At 71.9% G+C, this 21,654-nt stretch carries 21 protein-coding genes; 12 read left to right on the top strand and 9 right to left on the bottom strand.

Translation table 11 applies throughout. The annotated features are described in order from the left end of the window. Positions 1-42: 42 nt before the first annotated feature. Complete coding sequence (locus LQ326_RS11400; protein WP_181802444.1) at positions 43-483, bottom strand: gamma-glutamylcyclotransferase family protein; 441 nt, start codon at positions 481-483, stop codon at positions 43-45. 96 nt (positions 484-579) lie between these two features. Between LQ326_RS11400 and LQ326_RS11395 the strand changes: the two genes are divergently transcribed. Then, complete coding sequence (locus LQ326_RS11395) at positions 580-2,028, top strand: NAD(P)H-quinone dehydrogenase (RefSeq protein ID WP_234535286.1); 1,449 nt, start codon at positions 580-582, stop codon at positions 2,026-2,028. A 148-nt stretch (positions 2,029-2,176) separates the two neighbouring features. Continuing rightward, on the top strand, positions 2,177-3,142 hold the full coding sequence (locus LQ326_RS11390) for a DeoR/GlpR family DNA-binding transcription regulator (protein ID WP_308401895.1): 966 nt from the start codon (positions 2,177-2,179) through the stop codon (positions 3,140-3,142). A 258-nt stretch (positions 3,143-3,400) separates the two neighbouring features. Here the strand turns inward: LQ326_RS11390 and LQ326_RS11385 are convergent, their stop codons facing one another. Then, entirely contained in the window at positions 3,401-5,173 is a 1,773-nt protein-coding gene (locus LQ326_RS11385) for an acetyl/propionyl/methylcrotonyl-CoA carboxylase subunit alpha (RefSeq protein ID WP_234535284.1), read from the bottom strand. Positions 5,174-5,601: 428 nt separating this feature from the next. On the opposite strand from LQ326_RS11385, the gene LQ326_RS11380 reads away from it, so the two are divergent. Next, positions 5,602-6,177 carry a hypothetical protein gene (locus LQ326_RS11380; protein ID WP_234535282.1) on the top strand — a complete coding sequence of 192 codons (576 nt, stop codon included), beginning with the start codon at positions 5,602-5,604 and terminating at the stop codon, positions 6,175-6,177. On the opposite strand, the gene LQ326_RS11375 is transcribed toward LQ326_RS11380, so the two are convergent. The 4 genes from LQ326_RS11375 to LQ326_RS11365 all read right to left on the bottom strand — a co-directional run bounded on the left by LQ326_RS11375 (position 6,149) and on the right by LQ326_RS11365 (position 8,861). Continuing rightward, positions 6,149-6,751 (bottom strand): Maf family protein, encoded by a 603-nt coding sequence (locus tag LQ326_RS11375; RefSeq protein WP_234535280.1) that lies wholly within the window; start codon positions 6,749-6,751, stop codon positions 6,149-6,151. The two genes, LQ326_RS11380 and LQ326_RS11375, sit on opposite strands and share 29 nt — an antisense overlap. Before the next feature lie 37 nt (positions 6,752-6,788). Next, positions 6,789-6,917, bottom strand: coding sequence for a morphogenic membrane protein MmpB (gene mmpB, locus LQ326_RS47820; protein WP_093499434.1), 129 nt, complete (start codon positions 6,915-6,917; stop codon positions 6,789-6,791). 132 nt (positions 6,918-7,049) lie between these two features. Beyond that, complete coding sequence (locus LQ326_RS11370) at positions 7,050-7,259, bottom strand: acyl-CoA carboxylase epsilon subunit (protein ID WP_234535278.1); 210 nt, start codon at positions 7,257-7,259, stop codon at positions 7,050-7,052. A gap of 9 nt (positions 7,260-7,268) precedes the next feature. Continuing rightward, positions 7,269-8,861 carry an acyl-CoA carboxylase subunit beta gene (locus LQ326_RS11365; RefSeq protein ID WP_234535276.1) on the bottom strand — a complete coding sequence of 531 codons (1,593 nt, stop codon included), beginning with the start codon at positions 8,859-8,861 and terminating at the stop codon, positions 7,269-7,271. Positions 8,862-8,971: 110 nt separating this feature from the next. Between LQ326_RS11365 and LQ326_RS11360 the strand changes: the two genes are divergently transcribed. Both LQ326_RS11360 and LQ326_RS11355 read left to right on the top strand, forming a co-directional pair. After that, a complete protein-coding gene (locus LQ326_RS11360; RefSeq protein WP_234535274.1) occupies positions 8,972-9,847 on the top strand; it encodes a biotin--[acetyl-CoA-carboxylase] ligase in 876 nt (291 codons plus the stop codon). A 445-nt stretch (positions 9,848-10,292) separates the two neighbouring features. Next, positions 10,293-11,399 (top strand): adenylate/guanylate cyclase domain-containing protein, encoded by a 1,107-nt coding sequence (locus LQ326_RS11355; RefSeq protein WP_181802452.1) that lies wholly within the window; start codon positions 10,293-10,295, stop codon positions 11,397-11,399. Here the strand turns inward: LQ326_RS11355 and LQ326_RS11350 are convergent. Next, a complete protein-coding gene (locus LQ326_RS11350; RefSeq protein WP_234535272.1) occupies positions 11,374-11,928 on the bottom strand; it encodes a hypothetical protein in 555 nt (184 codons plus the stop codon). The two genes, LQ326_RS11355 and LQ326_RS11350, sit on opposite strands and share 26 nt — an antisense overlap. A gap of 221 nt (positions 11,929-12,149) precedes the next feature. Between LQ326_RS11350 and LQ326_RS11345 the strand changes: the two genes are divergently transcribed. The 3 genes from LQ326_RS11345 (at position 12,150) to hutH (ending at position 15,997) form a co-directional block, all read left to right on the top strand. Further along, on the top strand, positions 12,150-12,944 hold the full coding sequence (locus LQ326_RS11345; protein ID WP_234535270.1) for an enoyl-CoA hydratase/isomerase family protein: 795 nt from the start codon (positions 12,150-12,152) through the stop codon (positions 12,942-12,944). A 278-nt stretch (positions 12,945-13,222) separates the two neighbouring features. After that, positions 13,223-14,368: a GGDEF domain-containing protein gene (locus LQ326_RS11340; protein WP_234535269.1), complete on the top strand. Its 1,146-nt coding sequence runs from the start codon at positions 13,223-13,225 to the stop codon at positions 14,366-14,368. A 90-nt stretch (positions 14,369-14,458) separates the two neighbouring features. Next, on the top strand, positions 14,459-15,997 hold the full coding sequence (gene hutH, locus LQ326_RS11335) for a histidine ammonia-lyase (protein WP_234535485.1): 1,539 nt from the start codon (positions 14,459-14,461) through the stop codon (positions 15,995-15,997). 183 nt (positions 15,998-16,180) lie between these two features. Here the strand turns inward: hutH and LQ326_RS11330 are convergent, their stop codons facing one another. Continuing rightward, on the bottom strand, positions 16,181-16,507 hold the full coding sequence (locus tag LQ326_RS11330; RefSeq protein ID WP_234535267.1) for a hypothetical protein: 327 nt from the start codon (positions 16,505-16,507) through the stop codon (positions 16,181-16,183). A 109-nt stretch (positions 16,508-16,616) separates the two neighbouring features. Between LQ326_RS11330 and LQ326_RS11325 the strand changes: the two genes are divergently transcribed. Both LQ326_RS11325 and LQ326_RS11320 read left to right on the top strand, forming a co-directional pair. Then, complete coding sequence (locus tag LQ326_RS11325; RefSeq protein WP_234535265.1) at positions 16,617-16,970, top strand: hypothetical protein; 354 nt, start codon at positions 16,617-16,619, stop codon at positions 16,968-16,970. A gap of 223 nt (positions 16,971-17,193) precedes the next feature. Further along, positions 17,194-18,438, top strand: a complete 1,245-nt coding sequence (locus LQ326_RS11320) for a L,D-transpeptidase (protein WP_234535263.1) — start codon at positions 17,194-17,196, stop codon at positions 18,436-18,438. 118 nt (positions 18,439-18,556) lie between these two features. Here LQ326_RS11320 and LQ326_RS11315 read toward each other — a convergent pair whose 3' ends face one another. Next, positions 18,557-19,426, bottom strand: coding sequence for an alpha/beta fold hydrolase (locus LQ326_RS11315; RefSeq protein WP_234535260.1), 870 nt, complete (start codon positions 19,424-19,426; stop codon positions 18,557-18,559). Between the two features lie 201 nt (positions 19,427-19,627). On the opposite strand from LQ326_RS11315, the gene LQ326_RS47815 reads away from it, so the two are divergent. Both LQ326_RS47815 and LQ326_RS11310 read left to right on the top strand, forming a co-directional pair. Then, the gene (locus LQ326_RS47815; RefSeq protein ID WP_308401893.1) at positions 19,628-19,864 is read left to right on the top strand and encodes a carboxymuconolactone decarboxylase family protein; all 237 of its coding nucleotides are present in this window, start codon (positions 19,628-19,630) and stop codon (positions 19,862-19,864) included. A 111-nt stretch (positions 19,865-19,975) separates the two neighbouring features. After that, positions 19,976-21,454, top strand: a complete 1,479-nt coding sequence (locus LQ326_RS11310; protein ID WP_234535257.1) for a dihydrolipoyl dehydrogenase family protein — start codon at positions 19,976-19,978, stop codon at positions 21,452-21,454. Positions 21,455-21,654 lie beyond the last annotated feature (200 nt).

Raw genomic sequence — 21,654 nt, 5'->3', positions numbered from 1 at the left:
CCCGTTGGCGCGTCGGTTCCGCCAGTGTAGGGACGCGGGGCCTCAGCAGGGCCGCTTGCGCAGCTCCATCACGTAATCGTGTGGTGCGCCCGCCGACTCCGCCGCGTCGGCGATCTCGCCGAGGTATCGGGCGGAGGGCAGGCCGCCCTCGTAGCCGTCGAGGACATAGAGCCAGGCGTTCTCCTCGCCCTCCAGGGTGTGCACGCGGACCCGGGCGCGGCGGTAGATGCCCATGCCGACACCCTCCCAGCGGTCCATGGCCTCCTCGTCCATCGGGGCGATGTCGTACAGGCCGACGAAGACCTGGCAGAGGGGGTCTTCGACGATCGTCGCCAGGGCGCCCTCCCAGCCGATCTGCTCGCCGCCGAAGGTCAGCCGCCATCCGTTCAGCCAGCCGGTGGCACGCAGGGGCGAGTGCGGAGCGCGGCGGGACATCAGCCGTGCGTCGAGATTGCCGGCGTACGCGGCGTAGAGCGACGACATGGAGAGAGGGTACGGCAGCCGTCCCGTGTGTCACTCGCGTCCCCGAAAGCGCAGGGCGTCGCCCCCGGGCAGTGGCACCTTCAGGCGTTTGGGACAATGGAGTACGTGACTCGGATCGTGATCATCGGTGGCGGACCCGGCGGCTATGAAGCGGCGCTGGTGGCCGCGCAGCTCGGCGCGGAGGTGACCGTCGTCGACTGCGACGGTCTGGGCGGAGCGTCGGTACTGACCGACTGCGTGCCGTCGAAGACTCTTATCGCTACGGCCGAGGTCATGACGACCTTTGACTCGTCGTACGAGGAGCTGGGGATCATCGTCGCCGACGACACCCCGCCCCTGGAGCGGGCCGCCCGCGTGGTGGGGGTCGATCTGGGGAAGGTCAACCGGCGTGTGAAGCGGCTCGCGCTGGCCCAGTCGCACGACATCACCGCCTCGGTGACGCGGGCCGGTGCGCGGGTCATGCGGGGGCGCGGGCGGCTGGAGGGCATGCAGGCCCTGGACGGGTCGCGGAAGGTCGTCGTCTCGGCCGCGGACGGGAGCGAGGAGACCCTCACGGCGGACGCGGTGCTGATCGCCACCGGCGGCCGTCCTCGTGAGGTGCCGGACGCGCAGCCGGACGGCGAGCGCATCCTGAACTGGACCCAGGTCTACGACCTCACCGAGCTCCCGGAGGAGCTCATCGTGGTCGGGTCGGGTGTGACCGGTGCCGAGTTCGCGGGTGCCTACCAGGCGCTGGGGTCGAGGGTCACGCTGGTCTCGTCGCGGGACCGGGTGCTGCCGGGTGAGGACCCGGACGCCGCCGCCGTCCTGGAGGACGTCTTCCGGCGCCGGGGCATGAACGTCATGGCGCGGTCGCGGGCGGCCGCCGCCAAGCGGGTCGGGGACCGGGTCGAGGTGACGCTCTCGGACGGCCGGGTCATCAGCGGTTCGCACTGTCTGATGGCCGTCGGCGCGATCCCGAACAGCGCGGGTCTGGGACTGGAGGAGGCCGGCGTCAAGCTGCGCGACTCCGGGCACATCTGGACCGACAAGGTGTCGCGGACGACGGCTCCGGGCGTGTACGCCGCCGGTGACGTGACCGGTGTCTTCGCGCTGGCGTCGGTGGCCGCCATGCAGGGGCGTATCGCGATGTACCACTTCCTGGGCGACGCGGTGGCTCCGCTGAATCTGAAGACCGTGTCGTCGAACGTCTTCACCGACCCGGAGATCGCGACGGTGGGGTACACGCAGGCGGACGTGGACGCCGGGAAGATCGACGCCCGGGTGGTGAAGCTGCCGCTGCTGCGCAACCCGCGAGCGAAGATGCAGGGCATCCGGGACGGCTTCGTGAAGATGTTCTGCCGGCCCGGGACCGGGATCGTGGTGGGCGGTGTGGTGGTCGCGCCGCGGGCCTCGGAGCTGATCCATCCGATCTCGATCGCGGTCGACAACAATCTGACCGTCGAACAGATCGCGAACGCGTTCACCGTGTATCCCTCCCTTTCGGGGTCGATCGCCGAGGTGGCGCGGCAGTTGCACACCCGGAAGACCGGCAGCGAAATCTGACCGAATCCCCACGGGTCACGGGGAGTTGCCGATCGTGCGGTCGGGCAGGGTGGGCCGTATACCACTTCCGCCTCTGCTGTGCGAACAACTTCTGCTATTCGGCGCAAACTGCTGAAAGCAGACGGTCGTTGGGGTTACTGTCAGTTTCGTGTTCGCTGCAGAACGTCGCCAATTGATCCTCGAAATGGTGCGAGCGAACGGGGCCGTGTCGCTCCGTGAGCTCGCCCGCGTCGTCCAGACCTCAGAAGTGACCGTACGGCGGGACGTGCGCGCACTGGAGGCAGAAGGACTCCTCGACCGCCGGCACGGCGGTGCGGTACTGCCGGGCGGGTTCACGCGGGAGTCCGGCTTTCCGCAGAAGTCTCATCTCGCGACCGCCGAGAAGACGGCCATCGCCGATCTCGCCGCGGGGCTCGTCGGAGAAGGCGAGGCCATCGTGGTCGGTGCGGGTACCACCACGCAGGAGCTCGCGCGCCGGCTGGCGCGCGTACCCGGCCTGACCGTCGTCACCAACTCACTGCTGGTGGCCCAGGCGTTGGCCCATGCCAACCGGGTCGAGGTCGTGATGACCGGCGGCACCCTGCGGGGCTCCAACTACGCGCTCGTCGGCTCCGGTGCGGAGCAGTCCCTCCAGGGGCTGCGCGTGTCGAAGGCCTTCCTGTCCGGGAGCGGCCTGACGGCCGAGCGGGGGCTGTCCACGTCCAACATGCTGTCGGCGTCCGTCGACCGGGCGCTGGTGCAGGCCGCCGCGGAGGTCGTGATCCTCGCCGACCACACCAAGCTCGGCACGGACACGATGTTCCAGACCGTGCCGACCGATCTCATCACCCGGCTGGTCACGGACGAGCCGCCGGGCCACGACGACCGTGCGCTCACCGAACTGCAGGCCCTTGCCGATCAGGGGGTGCAGATCGCCGTGGCCGGGGCGTCGGGAAACCCGGGGGGTGATCAGGTCCCGGCGCGACAGCAGCACCAACAGCGTCGGGACGTCGCCCTGCCGGGGCCGCGGCGGAGTCAGGGGCCGGGGGCGGGGTTGCGGTCGGCGTCGATGCTGGGGGCAGAGCCGCCGACCGGCGCCGAGCGGGGGCGGGTCGCTGACATGCGGCGCCGGTGAGGGGGCTGAGTGCCCAGGCGCCCTGGGGTCCCTGGGGATGAGTGGGGGGTGCGGGTGGTACGGGTTGCTCGCGCCGTTCCCCAGGCCCTAGGGGGGTCGTTGTTCCGGTCCGTGCGGATTCAGGGCCGGCAAGCGGTCCGCCGACGTCGGGTCTCCCGGTGACTCCTGCGCTGCCGGGGCGACGGCGTGGGGGAGGCGGGGAAAGCCGGGCGCCCGGCGAACGGGTGGCGTTCGCCGGGCGGTGGTGTCCCGGGTGGGTCAGTCCTTGATCTCGCAGATCACGGCGCCGGAGGTGAGGGACGCGCCGACCTCGGCGGCGAGGCCCTTGACGGTGCCGGTCTTGTGGGCGTTGAGGGGCTGCTCCATCTTCATCGCCTCGAGTACGACGATCAGGTCGCCCTCCTTGACCTCCTGGCCCTCCTCGACCGCGACCTTGACGATCGTGCCCTGCATGGGCGAGGCGAGGGTGTCACCGGAGGCGACCGGGCCGGACTTCTTGGCGGCGCGGCGCTTGGGCTTGGCACCGGCGGCGAGGCCGGTGCGGGCCAGGGTCATGCCCAGCGAGGCGGGCAGGGAGACCTCAAGACGCTTGCCGCCGACCTCGACGACGACGGTCTCGCGGCCGGCGTCCTCGTCCGCGTCCGCGTCGGCGGGAGCGGCGAAGGGCTTGATCTCGTTGACGAACTCGGTCTCGATCCAGCGGGTGTGGACCGTGAAGGGGTCCTCGGAGCCGGTGAGCTCGGGGGCGAAGGCCGGGTCACGGACGACGACGCGGTGGAAGGGGACGGCCGTGGCCATGCCCTCGACCTGGAACTCGTCCAGGGCACGGGCCGCCCGCTGCAGGGCCTCGGCACGGGTGCGGCCGGTGACGATCAGCTTGGCGAGCAGGGAGTCCCAGGCGGGGCCGATGACGCTGCCGGCCTCGACGCCGGCGTCCAGGCGGACACCGGGACCGGCGGGGGCGTCGAAGCGGGTGACCGTGCCGGGGGCGGGCAGGAAGTTGCGGCCCGGGTCCTCGCCGTTGATGCGGAACTCGAAGGAATGGCCGCGCAGCTCCGGGTCGTCGTAGCCGAGCGCCTCGCCGTCGGCGATCCGGAACATCTCGCGGACCAGGTCGATGCCGGCGACCTCCTCGGTGACCGGGTGCTCGACCTGGAGGCGGGTGTTGACCTCAAGGAAGGAGATCGTGCCGTCCTGGCCGACCAGGAACTCGCAGGTGCCCGCGCCGACGTAGCCGGCCTCCTTGAGGATGGCCTTGGAGGCGCGGTACAGCTCGGCGACCTGGGCGTCGGAGAGGAACGGCGCGGGCGCCTCCTCGACCAGCTTCTGGTGGCGGCGCTGGAGCGAGCAGTCACGGGTGGAGACGACCACCACGTTGCCGTGGGTGTCGGCCAGGCACTGGGTCTCCACGTGCCGGGGGCGGTCCAGGTAGCGCTCCACGAAGCACTCGCCGCGGCCGAAGGCGGCCACCGCCTCACGGACCGCGGAGTCGTACAGCTCGGGGACCTCTTCGAGGGTCCGGGCGACCTTCAGGCCGCGCCCGCCGCCGCCGAAGGCCGCCTTGATGGCGATCGGCAGGCCGTGCTGCTCGGCGAACGCCACGACCTCGTCCGCCCCGGAGACCGGGTCCGGGGTGCCGGCCACCAGCGGGGCACCGGCGCGCTGGGCGATGTGGCGGGCCGCCACCTTGTCGCCCAGGTCGCGGATCGCCTGCGGCGGCGGGCCGATCCAGGTCAGGCCCGCGTCCAGGACCGCCTGCGCGAACTCCGCGTTCTCGGAGAGGAAGCCGTAGCCCGGATGGACGGCGTCCGCACCGGCTTCGCGCGCCGCGTTCAGGACCTTCTGGATGTCCAGGTAGCTGGTGGCCGGGGTGTCACCGCCCAGGGCGAACGCCTCATCCGCGGCGCGGACATGCAGAGCGTCCCGGTCCGGGTCCGCGTAGACGGCCACGCTCGCGATCCCGGCGTCCCGGCAGGCCCGGGCCACGCGGACAGCGATTTCGCCACGGTTGGCGATGAGCACCTTGCGCACGATTGAGGCTCCCTCCTTGAAACAAGCCGAGTTTAGGGACTGCCGACACGGCACTTCGACCCGTCCCCACTGGTGACCTTGCCCACACGGAACGTGATGCGAGGCTCACCCGACCCGCGAAATCCCTTGTCGCACCTCGGTACGCAGGACTCCTTCGGGAAACCCTAGCCCCGTCATGTGGCCAAGGTCTCTGTGAGAGCGTGCCGCGCCCCACTCCGTTTCTTTGTCGAGTCCCTACGAATGGCCCAACGATTCTTTGCTGCCGACCGGACCCTTGTCCCGCGGTTTACCCGTTAGTAGCGTTCGCGATGCCGAAGAAGGCGCCGCGACCCGAAGGACCTCTTTGAGACGTGTGGCCGGGCGGCGGGTGGGCGTCCTTCAAGTAACACCGGCTCGGTCGGGCCGTGATCGAAAGTGGGTGGGGTCCGGTGGTGCGCAGACCGGTGGCGTGGATCGTGGCGGTCGTACTCTTCGGCGAGGCGTTCGGCATCGCGGCACTCAATTGGTTCATGGGAGTGGTCGTCGACCGCCAGGACATGTCCCTGGCCGGCCTCGACCCGGACCGGATGTCGATGTCCGCGAAGGCGGGCGCCGTGGTCTTCGGTCTCTACTTCGCGCTGTGCGGCCTGGTGGCCCTGCTGGTCGCCGTACGCGACCGGCAGCCCGCGGGCCTCGGCCGCGTGCTGCTGATCAGCGTCGCGGTCGTGCACGCCCTCCTGGGGGCCGTGGCATGGGGGCTGGTCGGGTGGAGGGCGTTCCTGTTCATGGTGGTCGTCCTCGCGCTCGTCGTACTGCTGCTGATGACGTACGACCGGGTGGACGGGGCGGGTGACGCCGGTGCGGAGACCGACGGCGGGGGCGCGGGCGGTTCCGGCCCCGAGCACGCCCCGGAACCGGAACTGGGGCCGGAACCGGAGCCGGAACCCGAACGTGAGCAGGAGCCGGTGAAGAACGACACGCCGCCCGCGGAACAGCTCACTCCGCCGGCGTCCACAACTCCGTGATCCCGACCCCGAGCTCCGCCAGCAGCCGGCGGACCAGGGGCATGCTGATACCGATCACGTTGCCGTGGTCGCCGTCGATGCCTTCGACGAACGGTGCACTGCGGCCGTCCAGGGTGAACGCTCCCGCCACGTAGAGAGGTTCGCCCGAGGCGACGTACGCGGCGATCTCCTGGTCGGTGGGTTCGCCGAACCGGACGACCGTGGACGCGGTCGCCGACGCCCAGCGCTTGCTCGCCGTGTCCCAGACGCAGTGCCCGGTCTGCAGGGTGCCGGCCCGGCCGCGCATCGACTTCCAGCGGGCGGTGGCCTCCTCGGCGTCCGCGGGCTTGCCGAGGGCCTCGCCGTCGAGGTCCAGCACCGAGTCGCAGCCGATGACGATGGCGCCCTGGACGTCGGGGCGGGCGGCGACGACGGACGCCTTCGCCTCCGCGAGGGCGAGGGCCAGGTCGGCCGGGGTGGGGGCGGTGACGGCGTCCTCGTCGACGCCGCTGACGATCACCTCGGGGGCGAGCCCCGCCTGCCGCAGGAGGTTCAGCCTGGCGGGGGACTGGGAGGCGAGGACGAGTCTGCGCATGGGGGCAGCGTATCGGTGGGGGCCGGCAGGGGGCCGCTCACCTCACGCCGAGCACGATCATCAGCACGACCATGACCAGAGCCAGGAAGACGCCGAGCCGCCGGAGGGTGTTCTGCATGTCCTGCAGGTCCTTCGGCGGCTCGTCTTCGGGGTCCGACCACAGCATGTCACCAGCGTGCGGCCTGGCCGAGGCGGGGCGCCTGAGTAGGGGTACTCAATTCGGCGCCCGGAGTTCTACTGGCGTGCGCCCACGCGGCGGAGCCGCATGTCGACACAGCCTCGCGCCCCTGAGGGTGGCTCAGCTCGGCCAGTACGTGCGGGTCCATGCACTCGGGCTCGGTGCCGGGACCCGGTGCTGGGCGATGCGGCCCGGGTCGGACCATGCGCTCGTCGGCTCCGGGGCGTCGGACGGCGCGGCCGCCAGGGCAGCCGCGCGGGCCCTTACGACCGCCAGGGCGGCGGCCAGCTCCTCCGGGGTCGGGTTGCCCCGTATGACCTTGATCGTCACAGCGGCTCCTTACAGGGGGATGTTGCCGTGCTTCTTCGGGGGCAGGGTCTCGCGCTTGGTGCGGAGCTGGCGCAGGCCCCGTACGACGTGGCGGCGGGTGTCCGACGGCATGATCACGGCGTCGATGTAGCCGCGCTCGGCCGCCGTGTAGGGGTTGAGGAGGGTGTCCTCGTACTCCTGGATGAGCTGCGCCCGGGTCGCCTCACCGCGTCCTGAGCCCTCGGCCTCGGCGATCGTGCGGCGGTGCAGGATGTTGACGGCGCCCTGGGCGCCCATGACGGCGATCTGGGCGGTGGGCCAGGCGAGGTTGAGGTCGGCGCCCAGGTGCTTGGAGCCCATGACGTCGTAGGCACCGCCGAAGGCCTTGCGGGTGATGACGGTGATGAGGGGGACGGTGGCCTCGGCGTAGGCGTAGATCAGCTTGGCGCCGCGGCGGATGATGCCGTCGTGCTCCTGGCCGACGCCGGGCAGGAAGCCGGGGACGTCGACGAAGGTGATGACCGGGACGTTGAAGGCGTCGCAGGTGCGGACGAAGCGGGAGGCCTTCTCGCTCGCCTTGATGTCGAGGCAGCCGGCGAACTGCATGGGCTGGTTGGCGACGATGCCGACCGGGTGGCCCTCCACGCGGCCGAAGCCGGTGACGATGTTCGGCGCGAACAGGGCCTGCGTCTCGAAGAACTCACCGTCGTCGAGGACGTGTTCGATCACCGTGTGGATGTCGTACGGCTGGTTCGCACTGTCCGGGACCAGGGTGTCCAGCTCGCGGTCCTCGTCGGTGACGGCGAGGTCGGCCTCCTCGGCGAAGACCGGGGGCTCGGAGAGGTTGTTGGACGGCAGGTACGACAGCAGCTGCTTGACGTACTCGATGGCGTCCTTCTCGTCGCCGGCCATGTGGTGCGCGACGCCGGAGACGGAGTTGTGGGTCCGGGCGCCGCCCAGCTCCTCGAAGCCGACGTCCTCGCCGGTGACCGTCTTGATGACGTCCGGGCCGGTGATGAACATGTGGGACGTCTGGTCGACCATGACCGTGAAGTCGGTGATGGCCGGCGAGTAGACCGCGCCGCCCGCGCAGGGGCCGACGACGAGCGAGATCTGCGGGATCACACCGCTCGCGTGGGTGTTGCGGCGGAAGATCTCGCCGTACGCGCCGAGGGAGGCGACGCCCTCCTGGATCCTGGCCCCGCCGGAGTCGTTGATGCCGATGACCGGGCAGCCGGTCTTCAGGGCGAAGTCCATGACCTTCACGATCTTCTGGCCGTAGACCTCGCCGAGGGCGCCGCCGAAGACGGTGAAGTCCTGCGAGAAGACGGCGACGGGCCGGCCGTCGACGGTTCCGTACCCGGTGACGACGCCGTCTCCGTAGGGCCGGTTCTTCTCCAGGCCGAAGTTGGTGGACCGGTGCCGGGCGAACTCGTCCAGCTCGATGAAGGAGCCCTCGTCGAGAAGCAGCTCGATCCGCTCACGGGCCGTCAGCTTGCCCTTGGCGTGCTGCTTCTCGACGGCGCGCTCCGAACCGGCGTGTGTCGCTTCGTGGACACGGCGCTGGAGATCCGCGAGCTTCCCCGCGGTCGTGTGAATGTCGATCTCTTCCGGCTCGGACATCGGGATGCGGCTCCCTGCCTGCTCAAAAGGGGGGACGGTTACTCATCCGTAGCGTAGTGGGGCACCTACCAAACGGCAGTGCGGCGTACAACACACCTAGGGTGGCTTGCATGACGCCGCGAGATGCAGCAGATGAGAACAACAATCGTTGGTCCGACCTGGACCGTCCACCGCTGAACGGGGCCGGGTTGCGCAGGGCCCTGGTGCGGGACGGCGGCCACGGGGGCCTGTACTCCGGCGTCGAGATCGTGGGCCGGACCGGCTCCACCAATTCCGACCTCGTGGCGCGGGCCGTCGCGGGGGGCGCCGACGAGGGCGCGGTGCTGGTCGCCGAGGAGCAGACGGCGGGGCGGGGCCGGCTGGACCGGCAGTGGACGGCGCCGGCGCGCTCGGGCCTGTTCTTCTCGGTGCTGCTGAAGCCGGCCGGGGTACCGGTGGCCCGGTGGGGCTGGCTGCCGCTGCTCGCGGGGGTGGCGGTGGCGACGGGGCTGGCGCGTTCGGCGGGCGTCGACACGGCGCTGAAGTGGCCGAACGACCTCCTCGTCACCGTCGGTGGCGAGGAGCGCAAGGCCGGGGGCATTCTCGCGGAGCGCGCCGGCGAGGACGCGGTGGTGGTCGGCGTCGGCATCAACGTCACGCTCCGTGCGGCGGAGCTCCCGGTGCCGCAGGCCGGGTCGCTGGCGCTGGCCGGAGCCGTCAGCACGGACCGGGAGACCCTGCTGAGGGCGGTTCTGCGGTCCCTGGAGGACTGGTACGGGCGCTGGATCGCGGCGGGCGGCGATCCGGGCGAGAGCGGCCTCCAGGAGGCGTACGCGGCGGGGTGCGCGACGCTGGGGCGGTCGGTGCGGGCGGAACTGCCCGGGGACCGCTCGCTGGTCGGAGAGGCGGTGGCGATCGACGGCGACGGGAGACTGGTGATCGCCACGGGGGAGGGCGTCCAGGAGCCGGTGGGGGCGGGAGACATCGTCCATCTGCGGCCTGCGTGAGGGGGCGTGCGGGTGCGGTGCGGTGGGCTGGGGCCGGGGTGGGGACGCTTACCGGCGCCTGCCGGGTGCCTCCCCCAGCCTTCGGCCGGGGGGACCCCCAGCGCCCACCCGTGCCGCCCCAGCGGCACGACTGCCCGCGGCTGGGAGCCTGACGCGACTGCAGCGGCACGACTGCCCGCGGCTGGGAGGCTGGCGCGACTGCAGCGCCCCGTAAGGGGCGCGGGGAACTGCGCGAGGAACCCCCACCGGCCCGCGGCCGGGGACGGACCTGGCACGCGGGGGTCTGGGGGCGGCAGCCCCCAGGTGGACGCCCGCCCCGGCCCCGGCCCCCTGACCGCCCCGCACTCCCGAAGTCGGCCCACCTCACGAAGTGAGCTACCGCACAGCTGCCGTAGAGTTGAGGCCGGTCGGTATGCGACCGCGGTAGATCGGAAGGGCAGCAGGCGTGACCGTCGACGACACGGGCTCCGGCGCGGGCGCGGACGCCGCCGACTCCGGCGAGGACCCCCTCGCGCTGCGTCTGGAAGGCCTGATCCTCGGGGCCGAGCGCCGCTACACCCCGTTCCAGGCGGCCCGCAGCGCCGGCGTCTCCATGGAGCTGGCGTCGCGGTTCTGGCGTGCCATGGGCTTCGCCGACATCGGGCAGGCCAGGGCGCTGACGGAGGCCGACGTGCTGGCCCTGCGCCGGCTCGCCGGCCTCGTCGAGGCGGGGCTGCTGAGCGAGGCCATGGCCGTGCAGGTGGCGCGGTCGACGGGGCAGACCACCGCCCGTCTGGCCGAGTGGCAGATGGATTCCTTCCTGGAGGGCCTGACCGAGCCGCCCGAACCGGGTATGACCCGCACCGAGGTCACGTACCCGATCGTCGAACTGCTCCTGCCCGAGCTGGAGGAGTTCCTCGTCTACGTCTGGCGCCGCCAGCTCGCCGCCTCGGCCGGCCGGGTCGTGCAGGCCACCGACGACGAGGAGATGGTCGACCGCCGCCTCGCCGTCGGCTTCGCCGACCTCGTCGGGTTCACCCGGCTGACCCGGCGGATGGAGGAGGAGGAACTCGGCGAGCTGGTCGAGGCCTTCGAGACCACCGCCGCCGACCTGGTGGCGGCCCGCGGCGGTCGGCTCATCAAGACCCTCGGCGACGAGGTCCTGTACGTCGCCGACGACGCCGGTACCGCCGCCGACATCGCGCTGCGCCTGGTCGAGACCATGGCGAACGACGAGACGATGCCGGAGCTGCGGGTCGGCATGGCCTTCGGCACGGTCACCACCCGGATGGGCGATGTCTTCGGTACGACCGTGAACCTCGCCTCCCGCCTCACCTCGATAGCCCCGCGCGACGCCGTGCTCGTCGACAGCGCGTTCGCGGAGGAGCTGATCCGGGTGGGCGAGGCACCGGCCTCGGAGGCGGCCGCCGCGGAGGCGGCGGCGACCGCCGAGAAGGAGGGCGAGGAGCCCCCGACGTACCGCTTCGCGCTCCAGCCGATGTGGCAGCGGCCGGTGCGCGGCCTGGGTGTCGTGGAACCCTGGCTGCTCACCCGCCGGGACGGGGAGCCTTAGCGGCCGACGCGTCCACACATAGTCCGACGACCGGCAGACAGACCCCGCCGCCCGGCTGACGTGTGCTGGGTGCAGGCGTCGGGGTGGGCGGCGGTGCGGGGGCCGTCTCCGGCGGCGCCGGAGTCCTGGTCGGGCGGGTCGGGGCCGTCGGGATGGTGGTCGGGGCCGTGCCGGGGCCGGGCGGTGCAGCAGCCGGGGTGGACGGGGAGGTGGACGCCGTACGGGCGGCGCTGGCCGTCGGTGCCGGGCGCTCGCCGCCCATGACGGTGGCCGCCGAGGGCGTCGCCCTGAGGACCGTACCGACGGTTTCGGACGCGTGGGCCGAACGGTCCGTGGCGTCCGCGGTCGGGCCGGGGTGGGGCTCCGCCTCCGCGGTGCCGGGTGCGCCGGCTCCACCGCCGTGCGGAGTCAGCTGTACGAGGCTGAGCGCCCCGGCGGCGAGCGCGAGCCCTCCGGCCGTGAACAGCAGTTTGCGGGGCCGGGGCTTGCGGTGCCGTCCCCGGCGGCCGGCGGCCGGCGTTCCTGTCATCGCGTTCCCTCCCCGTTCCCCCTGGCGCGCGCCCCCGATGCGCCGTGGCGAGCGCACGTTATGCGTTCCCCTGGGGGGTGCGCCGGGAGTCTCCCGGGATGTCACTCGAACGAGGGTGTCAGGACCGGTCGGTGCCCCTTTCCCTCGGCCGTCCCGGCTGCGATGATCGAGGGAGTTAACAGGCGTTAACTCGTAGGCGGGTCGAGCGGAGGGTGACGGACATGAGCGAGGAGCGGTTCGGGGAGTTCGTGCTGGTGCGGCGGCACGGGCACGTCGCGGAGCTCGTGCTGGACCGGCCCAAGGCGATGAACGCGGTGTCGATGGCGATGGCCCGCTCGATCGTCGCCGCGTGCGCCGCGCTCGGCGGTGACCGGGACGCGCGCGTGGTGGTGGTGACCTCGTCGCACGAGCGGGCGTTCTGCGTCGGCGCCGACCTGAAGGAGCGCAACGCGATGACCGACGCGGAGCTGCTCCGGTCGCGGCCGCTGTCACGCGGGGCGTACACCGGCGTGCTGGAGCTGCCGATGCCGACGATCGCCGCCGTGCACGGCTACGCGCTCGGCGGGGGGTTCGAACTGGCCCTGTCCTGCGATGTGATCGTGGCCGACGACACGGCCGTGGTGGGCCTGCCGGAGGTGTCGGTGGGCGTGATTCCCGGCGGTGGCGGTACGCAGCTGCTGCCGCGCCGGGTGGGGGCGGCCAGGGCGGCCGAGCTGGTCTTCTCGGCGCGCCGGGTGGAGGCGGCTCAGGCGCGTGAACTGGGTCTGGTCGACGAGCTGGTGGCGGCGGGGCAGGACCGGGAGGCGGCGCTGGCGCTGGCGGCGCGGATGGCGGCGAACTCGCCGGTGGGGCTGCGGGCGGCGAAGCGGGCGCTGCGGCTGGGGCAGGGGCTGGATCTGCGGGCGGGACTGGAGGTCGAGGACGCGGCGTGGCGGACGGTGGCGTTCTCGGGGGACCGGGCGGAGGGGGTGGCGGCGTTCAACGAGAAGCGCCGGCCGGAGTGGCCGGGGGAGTGAGGCGCGGGTGAGTGGGCGCCGGGGGTGGGGACGCTTACCGGCGCTCGCGGGGTGCCTCCCCCAGCCTTCGGCCGGGGGACCCCCATCGCCCCAGCGGCACGCCTGCCCGGAGCTAGGAAGCGCCCTGTAAGGGGCGCGGGGCTGAGTCGATGTGCGGCTCCGCCGCGTGGGCGCGGCCGGCCCCCACCGGGCCGCGGCCGGCGACGATACAGGTCGTCGCCACACCTGTTCGCCACACCAATGCCCCGAATAAGGTAAAACGTCCCTAACCTGGAGTGATGGGTGAGGACAACCGGCTCGCCGCCGTCGTGGCGCTGGCCCAGGGCATGGCAGCGGCTCACACCCCACGTGAGTGCTGGCACGCCGCCGCGGCCGGTGCCTGCCGTGCGCTGGACGGCGGTTTCGCCGCGCTCTCCGTCTGGGAGCGCGAGCTAGGCCGGCTCCGGGTCCTTGTGAACGTCGGCGAGCGTGCCCCGGACGAGGAGGAGTTCCCGGAGGCCGAGGCCTATCCGGTGCACCAGTTCCCGGAGATCGCCGAGTTCCTCCACGAACGCTGGGCGGGCGGCGGCGGCCCCAACGCCTGGGTCGAGACGGCCGAGGGCCCCGCCGCCGGCCGCCCCGGTTACTCGCACCAGCGCGTCGCCGCCCTGCGCCGCCGGGGCCGCGGCTGCTGCCTGGTCGCCCCGATCGTGCTGCACGGCAGGGCCTGGGGCGAGTTGTACGTGGCCCGCGCCTCCCGCGCCCCTGTCTTCGGCCGGGCCGACGCCGACTTCGCCACCGTCCTCGCCTCCGTCGTCGCCGCCGGGATCGCGCAGACCGAACGTCTCGAGGAGGCGCGCCGGCTCGCGTACACCGACGCGCTGACCGGGCTCGCCAACCGCCGGGCCGTCGACGTGCGCCTCGACGAGGCGATCGAGCGGCACCGCGAGGACGGGGCCGTGGTCAGCCTCGTCGTCTGCGACCTCAACGGGCTGAAGAAGGTGAACGACACCTGCGGGCACGCCGTGGGGGACCGTCTCCTGGAACGGTTCGGCTCGGTGCTGTCGCTGTGCGGGGCGATGCTCCCGGGCGCGCTCGCCGCGCGGCTCGGCGGGGACGAGTTCTGTCTGCTGGCCCTCGGCCCGCCGGCCGACGACGTGGTCCGGGTGGCCGACGAACTCTGCCGCCGGGCCGGGGAGCTGGAGCTGGGGGAGGGGGTCGCGTGCGGGGTCGCCTCGACCGCGGACCCGATCGGGCCGGTGCGCTCGGGACGCCGGCTGTTCCGGCTCGCCGACGCGGCCCAGTACCGTGCCAAGGCGCTGCGCGCGCGGCGGCCGGTGGTGGCGGGGCGGGAGGGTCCGGACGATCCCGTCGTACGGCTCGCGGACGCGCCGCCGCCGGAGCGGGCCGAGCGGCGGAGTTTCCGGGGGCGCCGGGGGCTGTGACCCCCGGGCTGTGACGTACGAGTAAGGGGCAACCCCGTGTCCCAGTAGTGACAGCGGCTGCATTCAATGCGTACGCTCCTGAATATGGATATGCACACTGTGGTGGTGGGGACGTCCGGTGTCACCACGTCCGACGTTCTCGCCGTGGCGCGCGGCGGCGCCCGGATCGAACTGTCCGCGGAGGCGGTCGCGGCCCTCGCGGCGGCCCGCGAGATCGTGGACGCGCTGGCGGCCAAACCGGAACCGGTCTACGGCGTCAGCACCGGCTTCGGTGCCCTGGCGACCCGGCACATCAGCCAGGAGCTGCGCGCCCAGCTGCAGCGCAACATCGTCCGCTCGCACGCGGCCGGGATGGGGCCGCGGGTGGAGCGGGAGGTCGTACGGGCCCTGATGTTCCTGCGGCTGAAGACCGTCTGCTCCGGGCACACCGGTGTGCGTCCCGAGGTCGCCCGGACCATGGCCGACGTGCTGAACGCCGGCATCACCCCGGTCGTGCACGAGTACGGCTCCCTGGGCTGCTCCGGGGACCTGGCCCCGCTGTCGCACTGCGCCCTCACGCTCATGGGGGAGGGCGAGGCCGAGGGCCCCGACGGGGTCCTGCGGCCCGCCGGTGAGCTGCTCGCCGCGCACGGGATCGCCCCCGTCGAACTGCGCGAGAAGGAGGGGCTCGCGCTCCTCAACGGCACCGACGGCATGCTGGGGATGCTGGTCATGGCCCTCGCCGACCTGGACATGCTGTACAAGTCCGCCGACGTCACGGCCGCGTTGAGCCTTGAGGCGCTGCTCGGCACGGACAAGGTCCTCGCGCCCGAACTGCACGCCATCCGGCCGCATCCGGGGCAGGGCGACAGCGCCGCCAACATGCTCGCGGTGCTGCAGGGCTCCCAGCTGACCGGGCATCACCAGGACGACGCGCCGCGCGTCCAGGACGCGTACTCGGTGCGGTGTGCTCCGCAGGTCGCCGGTGCCGGCCGGGACACGCTCGCGCACGCGCGGCTGGTCGCCGAGCGGGAGCTGGCGTCGGCCGTCGACAACCCCGTGGTGCTGCCCGACGGCAGGGTCGAGTCCAACGGCAACTTCCACGGGGCGCCGGTCGCCTACGTCCTCGACTTCCTCGCCATCGCGGTGGCCGACCTCGGGTCCATCGCCGAGCGGCGGACGGACCGGCTGCTGGACAAGAACCGCAGCCACGGGCTCCCGCCGTTCCTGGCGGACGACGCGGGGGTCGACTCCGGCCTGATGATCGCCCAGTACACGCAGGCGGCGCTGGTCAGCGAGCTGAAGCGGCTTGCCGTTCCGGCGTCGGCCGACTCCATCCCGTCCTCGGCGATGCAGGAGGACCACGTGTCGATGGGGTGGTCGGCCGCGCGCAAACTGCGGACGGCGGTGGGGAACCTGGTGCGGGTCATCGCCGTCGAGCTGTACGCGGCGACCCGTGCGATCGAGCTGCGGGAGGGGCTGACGCCGGCGCCGGCGTCCCGGGCCGTGATCGATGCGGTGCGCGCCGCGGGAGTGCAGGGGCCCGGACCTGACCGGTACTTGGCTCCCGACCTCGCCGCGGCGGAGGAGTTCGTGCGGGGCGGGGGAGTCGTGGCGGCGGCGGAGAAGGTGACCGGGGCGCTGCGCTAGCTCGGCCGCGGGTGGGGCGGTTGCTCGGCCGCGGGCGCGTGGGGGCTGCTCGCGCCCGCGCGGCGGAGCCGCATGTCGGCACAGCCCCGCGCCCCTGGTTGCTTTCCCGGGCCTCTCGTGGCGGGCGCCGGTCGTGCTCGTGGGTCGCTGGTCGGCCCGCCGGTCAAAGGGGGGCCGACGCGCCTAGAACTCCAGGCGTTCCCGGCGGACCGAGTAGACCACGAAGCCGGCGCCGACCGCGAGGAAAAGGGTGCCGCCGATGACGTAGGGCGTGGTGTCCGGGCTGCCGGTGTCGGCGAGTTGGGTGGCGTCGCCGGCAGCCTCGGAGGTGGCCTCGGACAGCGCCCTGGCCTGCTGCGTGACGCGGGTCGCCGTACTCGCCGCTCTCTCCGACGTGCCGGTTCTCGCCGGGGCGTCCTGGGAGGCGTGGGCGGACGGGACGAACCACAGCGCGCACAGGAGCGTGCCTGCGGCGGTGGCGGTCAGCAACGGGCGGCGAGCGGATGACACGGAATATCGATCCCCTTGTGACGCTGGCGAATTGGCCGTGTGGGCCGATGTTAGTGAAAATCGAGGGTCACGGGAAAGTCACGGGACGTTTCGGCCGTACGCTCCCGCCATGAGCACTCCAGAGACATCACGTTTTGTACGGCTTCGGGTGGAGCTGGTCCTTGAGGTGGAGGACGACGACAAGGTCACCCAGGCCGCGTTGCGGCGGATCGCCGAGGATCCCGAGCTGCCCGGCGAGGAGCGGACGCGGGCCGAGACCGCTGTGACGGAAGACACCGCCGAGGCGCTCGCCTATCTCGTCGACCCGTTCGACCTGGTCAGCGAGGTGCCCGGCGTCGAACTCCAGCAGGCCTCCTGGTCCAGCGAGCGGATTTCCTACGATCCGGATTCGCCGGACTGGGATCTCGACGAGGATGATGACGACGGCGAGGGCTACGACGGCGACGACGACGGCATCGGCTGAGCGATCCGGGGAACCGGTGACCCCGGGCGGCAACCGCCGTCCGGGGTCTCGTCGTCTCAGAGGGTGCGCGGCCCGGCCCCTTCCGCGCCGGCCGCCCCTGCGGACGTGGTGTGCCCCACAGATCCGAAGAATGTGGAACGGGACGACACGGCCGCGGCGTTCAGGTCTCTTGACGGGGGACTCTCGTGTGTTCGCGGACTCGGCAACGATGGAGAAGCGTGTGATGACGGACAGTAAGCGGCGCAAGGGTCTGATGGCCGCGTCCGCACTGCTCGGCGGTGTACTGGTGCTCACGGCGTGTTCCGGCGGCGACGACAAGTCGTCCGGCAGCGGTGAGAACTCGCAGTCCCAGGCGGACGCGGCGGCGGCCAGGAAGTCGTCCCAGGCCGACATCAGGATCACACCCAAGGACGGCTCGGACAGCGCGTCCATCAACAACTCCGCCGCCGTCACCGTCAGCAAGGGCTCCCTCACCGGTGTGACGATGACCACCGCCGACGGCAAGGCGGTCCCCGGCACCCTGTCCGCGGACAAGACGAGCTGGAAGCCCGACGCCCAGCTGGAGCGGTCGACCACCTACAAGGTGGCCGCCGAGGCCAAGGACTCCGCCGGTCTGGTCGCGCACGAGAACGCGACCTTCACCACGGTCTCCCCGGCCAACAGCTTCATAGGCACCTTCACCCCCGAGGACGGTTCGACCGTCGGCGTCGGCATGCCCGTGTCGATCAACTTCGACAAGCAGATCACCGACAAGGCCGCCGTCCAGAAGGGCGTCACGGTCACCTCCAGCAGCGGCCAGGAGGTCGCCTGCCACTGGTTCTCCACCCAGCGCATGGACTGCCGTCCCGAGACCTACTGGAAGGAGAACTCCACCGTCACGCTGAAGCTCGCGCTCGACGGTGTCGAGGGCGCCTCCGGGGTCTACGGCGTCCAGCAGAAGACGGTCACCTTCCACATCGGGCGCAACCAGATCTCCTACGTCGACGCCAAGACCAAGGAGATGAAGGTCACCGAGGACGGCAAGACCGTCAAGACCATACCGATCTCGGCCGGTTCGCCGGAGCACACGACGTACGAGGGCATCATGGTGATGTCCGAGAAGTACAAGCAGACGCGCATGAACGGCACGACCGTCGGCTTCACCGACAACGACGGCAAGGCCGAGTACGACATCAAGGACGTGCCGCACGCCATCCGCCTCACCAGCTCCGGCACCTTCCTGCACGGCAACTACTGGGGCGCCAAGTCCGTCTTCGGTTCCGTGAACACCAGCCACGGCTGTGTGGGCCTGTCCGACACCAAGGGCGCCAACGACACCACCACGCCGGCCTACTGGATGTACACGCACTCGATCGTCGGCGATGTCGTGGTCGTCTCCCACACGGGCGACAAGACCGTGGCCCCCGACAACGGCCTCAACGGCTGGAACATGAGCTGGGCCGAGTGGAAGGCCGGTTCGGCCGTCTGAGCCACCGCACACCGTCCGCACACCACACGGAAGGCGGCCGCCCCCCGGGGGACGGCCGCCTTCCGCGTCCTCGGTGGGAGGCGGCCATGTGGTCGCAGCCGGCCGGGCGTCCTGCGCGTCAGACGAGGACGCGGGCGAGGAAGTCCCGGATGTGCTCGGTGATGGTCTCAAGGTGGCTCTCCAGGGCGAAGTGCCCGGACTCGATCAGGTGGATCTCGGCATCGGGGAGGTCCTGGCGGAATGCCTCCGCGCCCGCCGGGCCGAAGATCTCGTCGCCTGCCCCCCAGGCCGCCAGCAGCGGGACCTGTGAGTCGCGGAAGTACTCGTGGACCTGCGGGTAGAGGTCCACGTTGGTGGGATAGTCGCCGAAGAGCTTGAGCTGGATCTCGTCGTTGCCGGGGCGGTCCAGCAGCGCCTGGTCGTGGATCCAGTTGTCGGGGCTGACCAGGCTGGGGTCGGCGACACCGTTCACGTACTGCCAGCGGGTGATCTCGGGGGTCAGGGCACCCCGCATGGGGGCTTCGGTGTCCGGTCCCGGGTCCTTGGCGTAGGCGAACACGCCGTCCCAGAAGGGCTTGACGAAGCCCTCTTCGTAGGCGTTGCCGTTCTGGGTGATGATCGCGGTGATGCGGTCGGGCGCCTGGAGGGCGAGTCGCCAGCCGATGGGGGCGCCGTAGTCCTGCACGTACATCGCGAACCGGTCGATGCGCAACTGCCGGAGCAGGCCGGAGGTGACGTCGGTGAGGGCGTCGAAGGTGTAGGGGAAGTCCTGCGGGGCGGGCATCGCGGACTGCCCGAATCCGACGTGGTCGGGGGCGATCACACGGTAACGGTCTGCGAGCGCCGGGATCAGGTGGCGGAACATGTGCGAGCTGGTCGGGAAGCCGTGCAGCAGCACGACTACGGGTGCCTGGGGGTCGCCGGCCTCCCGGTAGAAGACCTCGAGGCCCTTGACTGTGGCGGTGCGGTGATGGACTGCTGAAGACATATCTAACCTCTCAATGAAGTTTTGCCGGTTAGATTCAGTCGAGCATGGCTCAGCTAACCTGTCAAGGAGCTTTAATCGGTTAGGTCGTGTCGTGGGTGGGGTGCCGCCGCACCCGGCGACGGAAGTCGGCCCCCTTCAAGCTTCCGTCCGTGAAGGGCTGTCAGCCAGCGCAGCGCCCACCCCCAGCCCCTCGGCGGGGGCGTGATCCCCTCTGTCGTGCGGGAGCGGCTGGCGATCGCTACCGCCCAGTACGACAATTGCACCTACTGCCTCTCCGGCCACACCTGCACAGGGCACACGCCGCCGAGGCCGACGCCGAGGGGCTGGAGCGTGTCCGGCACGCCGAGTCCGCCCACCCGCGCACGGCCGCACGCCGACAGCGGCAGCGAACGGCCGGCGTCACCCCGCACATCCACGACCGAGCGCCGCGCCCCCTGACCCGCCCGACGGGCCGGCTTCTCCGGCCAGGCCCGACGAGCGGCATCGGTACCACCGTGACCAGCACGACGTCGACCGTCGTCAGGTACTCCCAGGAATGCGAGGAAGACCATGAGCGCACCGCACGAAAGCCACGCGGACACCCCTTATGACGTGATCGTGCTGGGCGCCGGGCCGGTCGGCCAGAACGTCGCCGACCGTGCCCGCGCCGCCGGTCTCTCCGTAGCCGTCGTGGAAAGGGAACTCGTGGGCGGCGAATGCTCCTACTGGGCGTGCGTGCCCAGCAAGGCGCTGCTACGGCCGGTCATCGCGGTCGCCGATGCCCGGCGTGTGGACGGTGCGCGGCAGGCCGTCACCGGCCGGATCGACACCGACGGGGTCTTCGCCCGCCGCGACCGCTACGTCACCGACTGGGACGACTCCGGCCAGGCCCTGTTCGTCAAGTCCATCGGCGCCGACCTCTTCCGTGGTCACGGCCGCCTCGACGGCCCCCGCCGTGTCACCGTCACCCGGGACGACGGCACCCGGCAGTCCCTCGTGGCCCGGCATGCGGTGGCCGTCGCCACCGGCAGCCGACCGGCGCTGCCCGACATCCCGGGCATCGCGGAGGCCCGACCCTGGACCAACCGGCACGGCACCGACTCCAGCACCGTGCCCGCCCGCCTCGTCATCGTCGGGGGCGGCGGCGTCGCCATCGAGATGGCCACCCTCTGGCAGGGCCTCGGCTCACATGTCACCCTGCTCGCGCGCCGCCGCCTGATCCCTCGCATGGAACCCTTCGCCGGCGAACTGGTCGCCCAGGGCCTGACCGAGGCGGGCGTGGACGTCCGGATCGGTGCGCGGGTGGCCGCTCTGCACCGCCCTGACCCCGCGGGGCCGGTCACCCTCACCCTCGACGACGGCAGCCGGCTGGAGGCCGACGAGGTCATGTTCGCCACCGGCCGGACGCCGGCCACGGACGATCTCGGCCTGGACACGGTCGGCCTCACCCCCGGCTCCTGGCTGGACGTGGACACCACCTGCCTGGTCACCGGAGTCGACGGCGACTGGCTGTACGCCCTCGGCGACGTCAACCACCGCGCCCTGCTCACCCACCAGGGCAAGTACCAGGCCCGCACAGCGGGCGACGCCATCGGTGCTCGCGCAGCCGGCCGTCCGCTGGACGACGCGCCCTGGGGCGACCACGCCACCACCGCCGACCAGCACGCCGTACCCCAGGTCTTCTTCAGCGACCCGGAGGCGGGCGCGGTGGGCCTGACCGCCCAGCAGGCCGTCGACGCGGGCCACCACGTCAGGACCGTCGACCTCGACTTCAACGCGGCCCAAGGCGCCAACCTCTACGCCGACGGTTACCAGGGCCACGCCCGGCTGGTCGTCGACCTCGACAGGGAAGTCCTCCTCGGAGTCACCTTCGTCGGCCCGGGCGTCAGCGAGCTCCTGCACTCGGCCACCATCGCGGTCGCCGGCGAGGTCCCGCTCAAACGGCTCAGGCACGCGATCGCCTGCTTCCCTACCGTCAGCGAGATCTGGCTCTTCCTCCTCGCCGCCTGCCGGCACGACGACGAGAGGTCGCGGACCTCCGGCACGTGAGGGGTACGGAGGCCGTGCGGGCGGTGACGACGACCTGCTCGGCCCGGAACCGCTGCCATCCGGAAGCACCGGGACGGCCGTCCTCCGCGTCCGGTCAACCGGTGCCTGCACCCCCGAGGTGACGGAGCGTCGGCTGCCCGGGCCCGACCGGGTGTCCGCGTGGCGGAGTGTGCTGACAGCCCGGTGCGGGGCTGTTCCTG

This window comes from Streptomyces shenzhenensis (assembly GCF_021462265.1).
Lineage (GTDB): Bacteria > Actinomycetota > Actinomycetes > Streptomycetales > Streptomycetaceae > Streptomyces > Streptomyces shenzhenensis.
Note: the sequence above shows the minus strand (reverse complement) of the source record. Positions and strands in the feature narration are given on the sequence as shown.